Below are 12,505 nucleotides of genomic sequence, written 5' to 3' on the forward strand. Positions count from 1 at the left end.
GGCCATGACGCCGAACCAGTCCCCCACTCCCCGCCGCACCGTCCGCCCGCTGGCCGCGGTCGCCGTCCTCGGCGTCTGCGCGCTCACGGCGACCGCGTGCGGCTCTTCGGACTCGGGTGCTGCGTCCGGTGGTTCCGGCGGGAAGAGCACCACGACCGTCACCGACGCCGCCGGCACCGAGGTGACGGTGCCCGCCGATCCCTCGCGGGTCGTGGTCCTGAGCGAGATGGACCTCGACTCCTCCCTCACTCTCGGCGTGAAGCCGGTGGGCCTCACGGCGGGGCGCGGCCAGCAGGGCGCTCCGGCGTACCTGGCGGAGAAGGCCAAGGACATCCCGGTGGTGGGCGCGGTCACCGGCCCGGACATCGAGAAGGTCGTCCGGGCGGACCCCGACGTGATCCTCGCCGGTCAGATGACGGACACTCAGGTACTGTCCCAGCTGCGGAAGATCGCCCCGACACTGGTCACCATCGGCGACGACAAGGACTGGAAGAAGTCCCTGTCGCTCACCGGCGAGGTGCTCGGCAAGACCAACGAGGCCGACGCCTTCCTCGCCGACTACGACACGAAGGCCGCCGCCCTCAAGAGCGACCTCGGGCCGGAGGCCGGAGCCAAGGTCTCCGTCGCCCGCTACTCCCCGCAGGGCTCCGCCGTCATGCAGCAGGGCGTGTTCATCAGCGACGTGCTGAACGACCTCGGCTTCACCCGGCCGGGCATCCAGGCCGAGAAGGGCGAGGGCCACTCCACGCCGATCAGCGACGAGAACCTCGCCGAGATCGACGGTGACTGGCTCTTCATCGGCACCCTGACCTCGACCGGCGCCTCCGGCGTGGTCGACCAGCTCTCCGCGAAGCCCGCGTACCAGCAGCTCGGCGCCGTCAAGGCCGGTCATGTGACCGAGATCGACGGCTCGATGTGGACGAGCCTGGGTGGCGCGGAGGCCGCCGTGAACGTCCTGGCCGACCTCCGGAAGGCCATGGTCAAGTGAGCACCGAGTTCGACGGACGGCTCGCGCTCGTCACGGGCGCCGGGCGCGGCATCGGCGAGGCCGTCGTCACCTCGCTCGTGGAGCGCGGCGCGCGGGTGGTGGCCACCGACATCACCGCCGAAGGCATCGAGGCGCTCGCGCGGAAGTACGGCTCGCGGGTGGTCGCCCGCCCACTCGACGTCACCGACTCCGAGGCCGTCGAGGCGGCGGTCGAGGAGGCCGAACAGGCGATCGGCCCGCTGGAGTTCGCGGTCAACGTGGCCGGTGTGCTGCGCAACGCCGACGTGCTCGACACCAGCGACGCGCACTGGGCCGCCACCTTCGCCGTCAACGTCGACGGGGTGTTCCACGTCTCGCGCGCCGCCGCCCGGCGGATGGCCGCGCGCGGCCGGGGCGGCATCGTCACCGTCGCCTCCAACGCGGCGGGCATCCCGCGCGCCGGGATGGCCGCGTACGCCGCGTCCAAGGCGGCCTCGGCGATGTTCACCAAGTGCCTCGGGCTGGAGATGGCCGCGTACGGCGTCCGCTGCAACAGCGTCTGCCCGGGCTCGACCATGACGGACATGCAGCGCGCCATGTGGGCCGATCTGGACCCGGCGGACGTCGCCGCCGCCGCGGACCGCGTCGTCGCGGGCGATCTCGCCGCGTACCGGACGGGCATTCCGCTCGGCCGCATCGCGGACCCCGCCGACATCGCCGACGCCGTGACGTTCCTGCTGTCCGACCGCGCCCGCCACATCACCATGCAGGACCTGTACGTCGACGGCGGCGCCACCCTCCGGGCCTGATCCCCGGCCCCGGCTTTCCCGCCCCCCTGTCTCACCGCCCCGCCGCCGACCGCGGCGGGAGCCCTCCACCGCAGGAGACACCCATGTCCACCTCCGTGCACGAATCCCCCTCCGCCGCCCCCGGCCTCACCCACCCCGACCGCGTCGTCCCCGGTGCGGCGACCGCGCTGCTCGACGCCTACCGCCCCGGCACCGACCGCTTCGTGGCCTCGCCGACGCGCACCCTGCTCGGCCGCGGTGTACGCGCCGAAGTGCCGCACGGTACGGACCCGGTGGAGGAGCGCGTACGCGGCGCCCTGCACGCCCAGCGGCAGGCCGGGAACCCCGCGCCCGTCGTCGTCGGCTCCATACCGTTCGACGCGGACGCCCCCGCCGCACTGGTGGTCCCCGAGTCCGTCGAGTGGGCGCCCGCGCTGCGCCGGGACCCGCTGGTGGCATTGCCCGCTCCCGCCGCCGAGGACGGCGGCTCCTGGCAGGTGCGCGAGGTCCCGGCCGCCGCCGAGTACGCCGCGGCCGTCGCCTCCGCCGTACGCCGCATGCGCGCCGGGGAGTTCGCCAAGGTGGTCCTGGCCCGCACCCTGGAGCTGACCGCTCCCGCCGAGCCGGACCTGCCCGCGATGCTGAGCCGGCTCGCCCGCCGGGACCCCGGGGGCTATACCTTCGCGGTGCCCACCGGCCCCGGCCGCACCCTGATCGGGGCGAGCCCCGAACTCCTGGTGGCCCGGCAGGAGGGGCGGCTCGTCGCCAACCCGCTGGCCGGTTCCGCGCCGCGCAGCCCGGACCTGGCCGAGGACGTCCGCCGGGCCGCCGCGCTGCTGGAATCCGCCAAGGACCTGCACGAGCACGCGGTCGTGGTGGCCGCCGTACGCGAGGCCCTGGCCCCGTTCTGTTCCCGCCTCGACGTGCCCGAGCGCCCCACCCTCGTACGGACCGCCACCATGTGGCACCTGTCGACGACGCTCACCGGCGACCTCGTCGACCCGGACACCACCGCACTGCGGCTCGCCGCCGCCCTGCATCCGACCCCGGCCGTGTGCGGCACGCCCACCCCGGCCGCCCGCGCCGTCATCGCCGAGTCCGAGCCGTTCGACCGGGGCGCCTACACCGGCATGGTCGGGTGGCAGGACGCGGACGGTGACGGCGAGTGGGTCGTCACCATCCGCTGTGCCGAGGCCGAGGGCCGCTCGCTGCGCCTGTTCGCCGGGGCCGGTGTGGTGGCCGACTCCTCGCCCGAGGCGGAGACCGCCGAGACCGGGGCGAAGTTCCGCACCTTCCTGAACGCCGTGGGAGCCCAGCTGTGACCGCCACCGAGCACGATCCGCTCACCCCGCTTGCGCCCGCGAGCCCGGCCGCGCACGCGCCCGAGCACGATCCGCTCACCCCCGGAAGCCCGGACGCGCCGACCTGGCCCGACGAGTTCGCCGCGCGCTACCGCGCCGCCGGGTACTGGCGCGGCGAGACCTTCGGCGACTTCCTGCGCGAGCGCGCCGCCGCGCACCCCGACCGCACCGCGCTGGTCGACCCGGCGCCGGTCCGCCGCACCTGGACGTACCGCGAACTCGACGAGAGCGCCGACCGGCTGGCCGCCGGGTTCGCCGCCCGGGGGATCACCAAGGGCGACCGGGTCGTCCTCCAGCTCCCGAACATCGGCGAGTTCATCGAGGTCGTCTTCGCGCTCTTCCGGATCGGTGCGCTCCCCGTGTACGCCCTTCCGGCGCACCGGGAGACCGAGATCGAGCACTTCTGTGCGTTCTCCGAGGCCGTGGCGTACGTCGTGCCCGACCGCCACGCGGGCTACGACCACTGCGAACTCGCTTCCCATGTAATGAAGCTGACGCCCAGTCTGCGTGAGGTCTTCGTGGTGGGCGACCCGGGCGAGCACACCGCGCTCGCCGACGTGCCGATCGAGCCGACCGGTCCGGTGGAGGGCCCCCGCTCGCACGAACTGGCCTTCCTCCAGCTCTCCGGCGGGACCACCGGCGTCTCCAAGCTCATCCCCCGCACCCACGACGACTACATCTACTCGCTGTGGGGGTCCAACGAGATCTGCGGGGTCGACGAGGAGACCAGGTTCCTCGTGGTCCTGCCGGCCGCGCACAACTTCCCGATGAGTTCGCCCGGTTGGCTGGGCGTGCTCTACGCGGGCGGCACCGTCGTGCTGAGCCCCCGGCCCGACCCGGCGACGGCCTTCCCGCTCGTCGAGCGGGAGCGGATCACCATGACCGGCATGGTGCCCCCGCTCGCGCTGGTGTGGACGGACGCGGCACCGGCGGCGAAGGAGGACCTGTCGAGCCTGGAGCTGGTCCTGGTCGGCGGCGCCAAGTACAGCGAGGAGGCCGCCCGGCGCCTCGGACCGGCGCTGGGCTGCCAGTTGATGCAGGTCTTCGGCATGGCCGAGGGACTGGTCAACTACACGCGGCTGGACGACGACGAGGAGACGGTCGTCACCACCCAGGGCCGCCCGATCTCCGCCGACGACGAGGTCCGCGTCGTGGACGATGCCGACGAGGACGTCGCCGAGGGCGAGTTCGGCCACCTGCTCACCCGGGGGCCGTACACGATCCGCGGTTACTGGCGGGCCCCCGACCACAACGCGCGGGCCTTCACCGAGGACGGCTTCTACCGGACCGGCGACATCGTGCGCCGTACCCCCACCGGCCACCTCGTGGTCGAGGGCCGGGCGAAGGACCAGATCAACCGGGGCGGCGAGAAGATCGCTCCCGAGGAGGTCGAGAACATCGTCCTCGCCCATCCCGCCGTCCACGACGTCTCGGTCGTCGCCGTCCCCGACCCGTACCTCGGCGAACGCTCCCTCGCCTACGTCATCCTCCGCGAGGGCGCCGGACCGCTGAAGTCCGTCGAGATCAAGCGGTTCGTCCGCGAGCGCGGCATCGCCGCGTACAAGGTCCCCGATCTGGTCGAGTTCGTCGACGCGTTCCCGCAGACCGGCATCGGCAAGATCAGCAAGAAGAGCCTGCGGTCCGCCGCCCCGGCTCGGCTCCACGAGGAAAGGCCCGTTTCCATGGCACTGCCCGCCATCGCCCCGTATCCGCTGCCCACGGCGGCGGAGCTGCCCGCCAACCGGGTGGCGTGGACGGTCGATCCGTCCCGCGCGGTGCTGCTCGTCCACGACCTGCAGAACCACTTCCTCAAGGCGTTCCCGGCCGGCGAGCAGCCGCTGACCGGCATGCTGGACAACACGGCCCGGGTGCTGGAGAAGTGCCGCGGCCTGGGGGTCCCGGTGGTGCACTCGGCGCAGCGCGGCGGCCAGACTCCCGAGGAGCGCGGCCTCCAACTCGACTTCTGGGGGCCCGGGGTGGCGGACGACCCGGCGGCCCTCTCCGGGCCGGAGCAGGTGGCGCCCGTCGAGGGCGAGAGCGTCGTCACCAAGTGGAAGTACAGCGCCTTCGTCCGCACCGAACTGGACGCGCTCATGCGGGAGCAGGGCCGCGACCAGCTCATCGTCGTCGGCGTGTACGCGCACATCGGCGTGCTGATGAGCGCGGCGGACGCGTGGCAGCGCGACATCCAGGCGTTCGTCGTCGCCGACGCGGTCGCCGACTTCTCCCGGGAGGACCACGACATGGCGCTGCGGTACGCGGCCGGCCGCTGCGCCGTGGTGACCACCGCCGACGCGCTCTTCCAGGAGGTCTGAGCCGATGCCCCTCACCCTTGAGCTGATCCGGGCCGACATCGCCGACTCCCTCGGCGAGGACCCCGAGGACATCCCGGTCGACGAGAACCTCGTCGACTACGGGCTGGACTCCGTGCGCATCATGGCGCTGCTGGAGCGCTGGCGCCGCGAGCACGGCGTGGAGGCCGCTTTCGCGGATCTCGCCGAACAGCCCGCCGTCGAGGCGTGGTTGCCGCTGCTGGGGGCCTCATGAACGCCCCTGCGGTAAGCCTCGGCGCCCCGCGCGCCGACGCCCGGCACACCAGCGCTCCGGACACCCTGGGCGCCCCCGACACCCCCGACACCGTACTGCCGCTGACCGCCGCCCAGTCGGGCATGTGGTACGCCCAGGCTCTCGATCCGCTGAGCCCGGCGCTCAACACCGCGGAGTGCGTCGAGATCGACGGCCCGGTCGACCCGGAGCACTTCGCCGCCGCGCTGGCCCGGGTGGTCTCCGAGGCCGACGCGCTGCGCATCCGGGTGGAGGACTCCCCCGAGGGGCCCCGGCAGCGCGTGCGATCCGTCGTCGAACTTCCGCTGCACATCGCCGACATGCGGGCGGAGGAGGACCCGGACGAGGCCGCCGGGGCGTGGATGCGCAAGGATCTCGCGCGCCCCTGCGACCTGGCCCGCGACCAGGTGTTCGGACACGCGCTCTTCCGGGTGGGCGAGGAGCGGTGGCTGTGGTACCAGCGCATCCACCACCTCGCCATGGACGGTTTCGGCTACTCCCTGCTCGTACGCCGCACCGCCGAGGTCTACAGCGCGCTGGCCGCCGGTGAGACACCCGCCCCCACGCCGTTCCGGCCGCTGTCCGAACTCGTCGCGCAGGACGCCGAGTACCGCGCGTCCGAGGCCCACCCGGCCGACCGGGCGCACTGGAGCGAGGCGTTCGCCGACCGCCCCGAGGCACCTCAGCTCGCGGGGCGCGGGGCACTGCCCTCCCGGACCTCGCTGCGCCGCACGGCCTCGCTTCCGGCGGAAACGACCGAGCGCGTACGGGAGTTGGCGACCCGGTTGCGGGCAACCTGGCCGGAGGTGCTGATCGCCGCCCAGGCCGTCTACGCCTCCCGGGCCACCGGCCGGTCGGACGTCGTGCTCGGGCTGCCCATGATGGGCCGCATGGGCTCGGTGGCGCTCCGGGTGCCGGGCATGGTGATGAACGTCCTGCCGCTGCGCCTGGAGGTCTCCCCCGGGGCCGACTTCGCGCAGCTGGTACGCCAGGTCGTGCTGGGCATCCGCACGGTGCGCCGTCATCAGCGCTACCGCTACGAGGACATCCGCCGCGATCTCGGCCTGCTCGGCGAGAGCCGCGCCCTGGTCGGCCCGCTGGTGAACGTCATGCCCTTCGACTACGACGTGCGTTTCGCGGGCGCACCGGTGCGGGCCCGCAACCTCTCGGCGGGCCAGGTCGAGGACCTCACGGTCAACATCTACGACCGGGCCGACGGCCGGGGACTGCTCGTCGACTACGACGCCAACCCGGCCCTCTACGCCGAGGACGCTCTCGCGGCCCACCAGGACCGGTTCACCGCTCTCGTCGCCCGGCTCGCCGAGGCGGACCCGCGTCTGCCGCTCGCCACCCACACCATCGCCACTGAGAACGAAGTCTCTCTGGTCCTCGAGGAGTTCAATCGCACGGAGCGTACGCTCCCGGCGACGAACCTGATCGGCCCCATCGAGGCGCAGGCCCGCAGGACGCCCGCCGCGACGGCTCTGGTGTACGGCGAGGAGTCGCTCACGTACGCGGAGCTGAACGCCCGCGCCAACCGGCTGGCCCGCCACCTGCGGGATCTCGGCGCCGGACCGGACACGGTGGTGGCCCTCTCGGTCCCCCGGTCCGTCGAGCTGATCGTGACGCTGCTGGCGATCCTGAAGACGGGCGCGGCCTATCTTCCGCTCGACCCGGACTATCCGCGCCGGCGCCTGCTCGACATGATCGAGGACGCGGCACCGGTCTGCGCGGTGGCCGACCGGGCGGGCAGGCTGCCGGAGGGCGGCGCCGCCCCGCTCGTCGTGCTGGCGGGTCTCGACGTCTCGGACCGGCTGCCGACCGACCTGTGCCGCCCGCTCACACCCGCACACCCGGCGTACGTCATCTACACCTCGGGCTCCACGGGCCGCCCCAAGGGGGTCGTCGTCCCGCACGGGGCGATCGACAACCGCCTACGGTGGATGCAGGACACCTACCGGCTGACCGCCGGGGACCGGGTGCTGCAGAAGACTCCGTCCTCGTTCGACGTGTCGGTGTGGGAGTTCTTCTGGCCGCTGCGCGAGGGCGCGACCCTCGTCGTAGCGGAGCCGGGCGGCCACCGCGACCCGACATATCTGGCCCGCCTGGTCCGCGAACAGGCCGTCACCACCATGCACTTCGTGCCGTCGATGCTCCAGGTCTTCCTCGCGGAGCCGGAGGCCGCACGGTGCACCGGGCTCACCCGGGTGTTCTGCAGCGGCGAGGCACTGGCCCGCGAGACCGCGAACCTGTTCGCGCGCACGCTGCCGGAGGCCGGGCTGCACAACCTGTACGGCCCGACCGAGGCGGCCGTCGACGTCACCCACCACACCTGCGCGGCGGAGGGCAGCGGTCCGGTGCCCATCGGGCGCCCGGTGTGGAACACCCGGCTGTACGTGCTGGACGCGGCGCTCCAGCTCTGCCCGCCCGGGGTTCCCGGGGAACTCTTCCTCGCCGGGCGGCAGTTGGCCGGCGGCTACCTGGACCGCCCCGAGCTGACGGCGACCCGTTTCGTGGCCGACCCCTTCGGTCCGGCCGGCAGCCGCATGTACCGGACGGGCGACCTCGCACGGTGGACTCCGCAGGGCGAGGTCGAGTACCTCGGCCGCACCGACCACCAGGTGAAGCTGCGCGGCCAGCGCATCGAACTCGGCGAGATCGAGGCGGCCTTGTCCGCGCAGCCCGGCGTGGAGGGCGCCTGCGCCCTGGTCCGCGAGGACGACGGCGAGCAGCGCCTCGTCGGTTACGTCCAGGGGCAGGCGGACCCGGCCGAGGTGCGGGCCGCGCTGGCGCGTGTACTGCCGGACCACATGGTCCCGGCGGCGGTGGTCGTCCTCGCGGCGTTCCCGCTGAGCCCGGCCGGCAAGCTGGACCGACGCGCCCTGCCCGCACCGGTGTTCACCGGCGGCAGCGGGGCCCGGCGTCCGTCCGGGGCGCTGGAGGAGAAGCTGACCCGGCTCTTCGCCGACGTCCTCGGCGTCGAGGGGGCCGGTCCCGACGACGCGTTCTTCGACCTCGGCGGCACCTCGCTGCTCGCGATGAGGCTGGTGGCCCGGGTACGGGAGGAGTGCGCGACGGAGCTGACGATCGGCTCACTCTTCGAGACGCCGACCCCGGCCGCCCTGGCGGCACGCCTCGCGGGCCCGGGGGCGGGCGCCGACGACGCGCTGGACGTCCTGCTGCCGCTGCGCGGTGGCGGCGGCCGGCCTCCGGTCTTCGCGTTCCACCCGGCGGGCGGTATCGCGTGGTGCTACGCGGGCCTCTCGGCCCGCCTCGGCGCCGGACAGCCGCTGTACGCCGTCCAGGTGCGCGGGCTGACCGACGACGAGCCCCTGGCGGCGACGTTGCGGGACCAGGCCGTCGACTACGCCGAGCGGCTGCGTGCGGTCCAGCCCCACGGGCCGTACCGGCTGGTGGGCTGGTCGGTGGGCGGTGTCCTCGCGCAGGCCGTGGCGGTGCTGCTCCAGGAGGCGGGCGAGGAGGTCGAACTCCTGGCGCTGCTGGACGCGTTCCCGTCCGAGATGTGGCGCGCGCGCCCGGCCCCCGAGGAGGGCGACGCGCTCACGGCGGTGCTGCGGATGGCCGGCTTCGAGCGTACGGACGAACAGACCCGTGACGACGTCCTGGCCACTCTGCGCCGGGCGGGCAGTCCGCTCGCCGGGCTCAGCGACCGCACGCTGTCCCGGATCGTCGACATCGTTCCGCACCACGCGCGGCTGATGCGCGAGCACCGGCACGACACCTTCCGGGGCGACGTGCTGTTCTTCACGGCCGCCGCACCGAGGGCGGAGGACTGGCTCACCCGGGAGGCCTGGCACGCCCATGTGACGGGCGAGATCGTCAACCACGATCTCGACTGCACCCACGCGCGGCTCCTCCAGGGCGATAACCTCGACACCGTCGCGACCGTCCTCGCGGCCCGGCTGAAGGAGCTCGACGGATGACCGACCCGACCGACCCGCTCGACCGCTCGCGCGCGACCGCCCGGTGATGAGTACGTCGGCAACGGCGCGGCCCTGGACGCCGGGTGACCGGCCTCCGGGGCCGTCCGCGCTGGACGGCGGCGGCCCGCTGCTGTGGTGGGTGCGGCCCTGGGGCGAGGAGCACGCCGGCCCGGTCGTCCTCGACGAGGAGGAGCGGCGCCGGGCCGCGGCGTTCCGGCGCCCCGAGGACCGGGCGATGTACACGGCCTCGCACACGGCGCTGCGCGTGCTGCTGGGCGGAGTTCTGGAGCTCCCGCCCGCCCGGGTGACGCTGGTCCGGCTGGCGTGCCCGGGGTGCGGCGGCCCGCACGGGCGGCCCGCGGTCGCGGGGCCCGCCGGTGAGCGGGTGCGCTTCTCGCTGTCGCACACGGACGGCCTGGCGGTGGTGGCGCTGGCCGCCCGGCCGGTCGGGGTGGACGTCGAGCGGCTCCCTTCGGAGCGGACGGCCACGGATGTCGCGCAGTCCCTGCACCCCTCCGAGCAGGCGGAGTTGGCGCGCATGGCGGCGGCGGAGCGCCCGGCCGCCTTTGCCCGCTGCTGGACCCGCAAGGAGGCGTACCTCAAGGGCACCGGCGAGGGGCTCGCGGGCGAGGCGCTGGGGGGTGCCTACCTGGGGACGGGTCCCTCCCCGGCCGCGTCCCCGGCCGGCTGGAACCTCACCGACGTCGAGGTGCCGGCCGGCTTCACCGCGGCGTGCGCGGTGGCGGTGTGAGCGGCCCTGCCGTACGGATCGGGCTTCGCCGTACGGGTCGGACCCCGGGACCGAGCAGTCCGGTCAGCCCGTCCGCCATCTCCGTGCGCCACCACAAGTAGTCGTGCCCGCCGTTGAACTCGCGGTAATGGTGGTCGTATCCGGCCCTTGCGAGGGTGTCGCGCAGCCGCCGCGCGGCGGGCAGTGCCACCCATTCCTGCTCGCCGAAGGAGAGCCGGAACCGTACCGGCCGGCGCGGGGCGGCGGCGATCCGGCCGGTCAGCCACTCCGGCTCCGGCCCGTCCGGCCACCAGTAGGAGGCTGACTGGACCAGAACGTTGCCGAAGCGGTGCGGGGCCGTCAGCGCCGTGTACGTCGCGGCCAGGCCGCCCAGGCTCTGCCCGGCGATCACGGTGCGCGCCGGATCGTCCGTGAGCGGCAGCCTCCGCGCCGCCCACGGAATCAACTCCTGCGCCAGGAAGGCCGCGTGGGCGGGGCTGCAGGCGAGGTCCCGCCAACGGGATCCGGAGTCCACCGAGTCCACCAGGATCGCGGCCGTCGGCGGTATCCGGCCGTCCGCGACGAGATTGTCGAGCAGGTTCGCGAGTCCGAGCTCCGGCTGCCAGTGTTCGCCGTCCAGCACGACCAGTACGGGGAGTTCGGCAGGTCCGGCGGAGTCCCCGGCCGGTGCGGGCGGCTCGTACAGCCAGACCCGGCGCTCCTCGCGCAGGTGCTCGCTGAGGACGCCGTGCTCGGTCACCCTGCCCCGGGGCGTACCGGGGCGGGGCTCCCAGTCCGAGACGGACCGGAGTTCCCCGATCTCCGCCCAGGACACCGCTTCGCCACCCCAGCGGCGGGGCAGGAGGCGGGCGTTGAGGGGGTCGCGGTGGCGCCGGGTCCGCAGCCACTGCCAGTAGCCGGGCGCTCCGGCCTCGGGGCCGTCGCCCTCGTCCACGTGGAAGTCGTAGGTGCCGCGCCAGTCGCGGCGCAGCCGGAGCGTCCAGTGCCAGATGTCCGTGCCCGGGTGATGCGTCATCAGGTTGCCCTCGGGGGCGCGCGGGTCGCCGAGCTTGTTGGGCATGACCTGGACCGCCCGGGTCGCTTCCGTGCCGCGCCAGAGGAAGGTGACGGCCGCGTGGTCGGGGCTGCCCTGCGGATCGGGGGCGATCAGCGGTGTCCCTCGCTCGCGCATCCGCGCCCAGAACTCCTCGGCCCCTTCCGGTCCCGGCAGTTCGACGCCGGGTGCCGCGAGGAGCGGAACCGCGTCGGGACGGGGCGTCCTGGGCGGGTGGAGGGGAGCCCCTTCGGGCGGTGCGGACGCGAACATGCGGGCGAACTCCGAAGAACGGTGACAAGTAAGGTTTACCTTACCTCTCTCCTCCCGGCCACCGCGGGCACCACCAGGGACCCCCACACCCCCCTAGATTGGTTAGGCTAACCTAACCAATTGTTGGCGACATCCTGCCGTACCGGTCAGTGGACGCCGCATCTCTCCATGCACTTTTTCTTGCCTTTCTTGCCCGCCAGGAGCACGCCATGAGCGCAGACAGACCTTTCCGTACCTCCATATCGCCGCTGCGCGGCACCCGGGGCAGGGTCGCGCGGGTTGCCGCGCTCACCGCCGGGGCGACGCTGGGCCTCGGCGTGCTGTCGATGCCGCTCGCGGCGGCGAGCGACGACCCGGGGGCAACCGGAACCGTCGCCTCTGCGGCTGACGAGGCGTCGGCCCCGGCCGTCATCCTGGGCGCCACGTCCGTGCAGGCGGGCGGCACCGTCTCCTTCACCGCGACGGGCTTCCCCGCGGACAGCAAGGTCAGCGTCAAGCTCGACGACGCCGCACTCCTCGCCCAGTTCACCAGCGGCTCCGACGGCAGCGTCTCCGGCACCGTCACCATCCCCGCCGACACCACCCCCGGCACCGCCCACTGGCTCCGCCTCCTCGCCCCGCAGACCAGCCTCAAGAGCGCCGGACTCACCGTCACCGCCACGCCGTCGGTCGCCCTGGGTGCCACGTCCGTGCAGGCGGGCGGCACCGTCTCCTTCACCGCGACCGGTTTCCCCGCGGACAGCAAGGTCAGCGTCAAGCTCGACGACGCCGCACTCCTCGCCCAGTTCACCAGCGGCTCCGACGGCAGCGTCTCCGGCACCGT

General features: G+C 73.7%; 9 protein-coding genes and 1 pseudogene. 9 read left to right on the top strand and 1 reads right to left on the bottom strand.

Going from position 1 to position 12,505, the window contains the following annotated elements; translation table 11 throughout:
- The first annotated feature begins 4 nt into the window (after positions 1–4).
- From ACFWEE_RS28825 to ACFWEE_RS28860, 8 genes and pseudogenes are all read left to right on the top strand, one after another.
- Positions 5–988 carry an ABC transporter substrate-binding protein gene (locus ACFWEE_RS28825; protein WP_386893472.1) on the top strand — a complete coding sequence of 328 codons (984 nt, stop codon included), beginning with the start codon at positions 5–7 and terminating at the stop codon, positions 986–988.
- A complete protein-coding gene (locus tag ACFWEE_RS28830; protein WP_386893474.1) occupies positions 985–1,776 on the top strand; it encodes a 2,3-dihydro-2,3-dihydroxybenzoate dehydrogenase in 792 nt (263 codons plus the stop codon). Before ACFWEE_RS28825 ends, ACFWEE_RS28830 begins: the two co-directional genes overlap by 4 nt.
- 83 nt (positions 1,777–1,859) lie before the next feature.
- Complete coding sequence (locus tag ACFWEE_RS28835) at positions 1,860–3,077, top strand: isochorismate synthase (RefSeq protein WP_386893476.1); 1,218 nt, start codon at positions 1,860–1,862, stop codon at positions 3,075–3,077.
- Positions 3,074–4,771 (top strand): annotated as a pseudogene (locus ACFWEE_RS28840) ((2,3-dihydroxybenzoyl)adenylate synthase); the annotation flags it as partial. The gene ACFWEE_RS28835 and the pseudogene ACFWEE_RS28840, both read left to right, overlap by 4 nt.
- 27 nt (positions 4,772–4,798) lie before the next feature.
- A complete protein-coding gene (locus ACFWEE_RS28845; RefSeq protein WP_386893502.1) occupies positions 4,799–5,431 on the top strand; it encodes an isochorismatase family protein in 633 nt (210 codons plus the stop codon).
- A gap of 4 nt (positions 5,432–5,435) precedes the next feature.
- Positions 5,436–5,663 (top strand): phosphopantetheine-binding protein, encoded by a 228-nt coding sequence (locus ACFWEE_RS28850; protein WP_327178948.1) that lies wholly within the window; start codon positions 5,436–5,438, stop codon positions 5,661–5,663.
- A complete protein-coding gene (locus ACFWEE_RS28855) occupies positions 5,660–9,625 on the top strand; it encodes an amino acid adenylation domain-containing protein (protein WP_386893478.1) in 3,966 nt (1,321 codons plus the stop codon). Before ACFWEE_RS28850 ends, ACFWEE_RS28855 begins: the two co-directional genes overlap by 4 nt.
- A 46-nt stretch (positions 9,626–9,671) precedes the next feature.
- On the top strand, positions 9,672–10,376 hold the full coding sequence (locus tag ACFWEE_RS28860) for a 4'-phosphopantetheinyl transferase family protein (protein ID WP_386893480.1): 705 nt from the start codon (positions 9,672–9,674) through the stop codon (positions 10,374–10,376).
- On the opposite strand, the gene fes is transcribed toward ACFWEE_RS28860, so the two are convergent.
- A complete protein-coding gene (fes, locus tag ACFWEE_RS28865) occupies positions 10,348–11,682 on the bottom strand; it encodes an enterochelin esterase (protein ID WP_386893482.1) in 1,335 nt (444 codons plus the stop codon). The two genes, ACFWEE_RS28860 and fes, sit on opposite strands and share 29 nt — an antisense overlap.
- A gap of 209 nt (positions 11,683–11,891) precedes the next feature.
- On the opposite strand from fes, the gene ACFWEE_RS28870 reads away from it, so the two are divergent.
- The coding region (locus ACFWEE_RS28870) for a hypothetical protein (RefSeq protein WP_386893484.1) at positions 11,892–12,505 on the top strand (614 nt) is incomplete at its 3' end.

Origin of the sequence: Streptomyces sp. NPDC060184 (assembly GCF_042728795.1) — a bacterium.
In the GTDB taxonomy this organism is placed as follows: domain Bacteria; phylum Actinomycetota; class Actinomycetes; order Streptomycetales; family Streptomycetaceae; genus Streptomyces.

Coding starts and splice junctions, on each gene's coding strand:
- ACFWEE_RS28855 (WP_386893478.1), top strand. CDS start 5,660: ATGAACGCCCCTGCGGTAAGCCTCGGCGCCCCGCGCGCCGACGCCCGG.
- ACFWEE_RS28860 (WP_386893480.1), top strand. CDS start 9,672: ATGAGTACGTCGGCAACGGCGCGGCCCTGGACGCCGGGTGACCGGCCT.
- fes (WP_386893482.1), bottom strand. CDS start 11,682: ATGTTCGCGTCCGCACCGCCCGAAGGGGCTCCCCTCCACCCGCCCAGG.
- ACFWEE_RS28835 (WP_386893476.1), top strand. CDS start 1,860: ATGTCCACCTCCGTGCACGAATCCCCCTCCGCCGCCCCCGGCCTCACC.
- ACFWEE_RS28825 (WP_386893472.1), top strand. CDS start 5: ATGACGCCGAACCAGTCCCCCACTCCCCGCCGCACCGTCCGCCCGCTG.
- ACFWEE_RS28850 (WP_327178948.1), top strand. CDS start 5,436: ATGCCCCTCACCCTTGAGCTGATCCGGGCCGACATCGCCGACTCCCTC.
- ACFWEE_RS28845 (WP_386893502.1), top strand. CDS start 4,799: ATGGCACTGCCCGCCATCGCCCCGTATCCGCTGCCCACGGCGGCGGAG.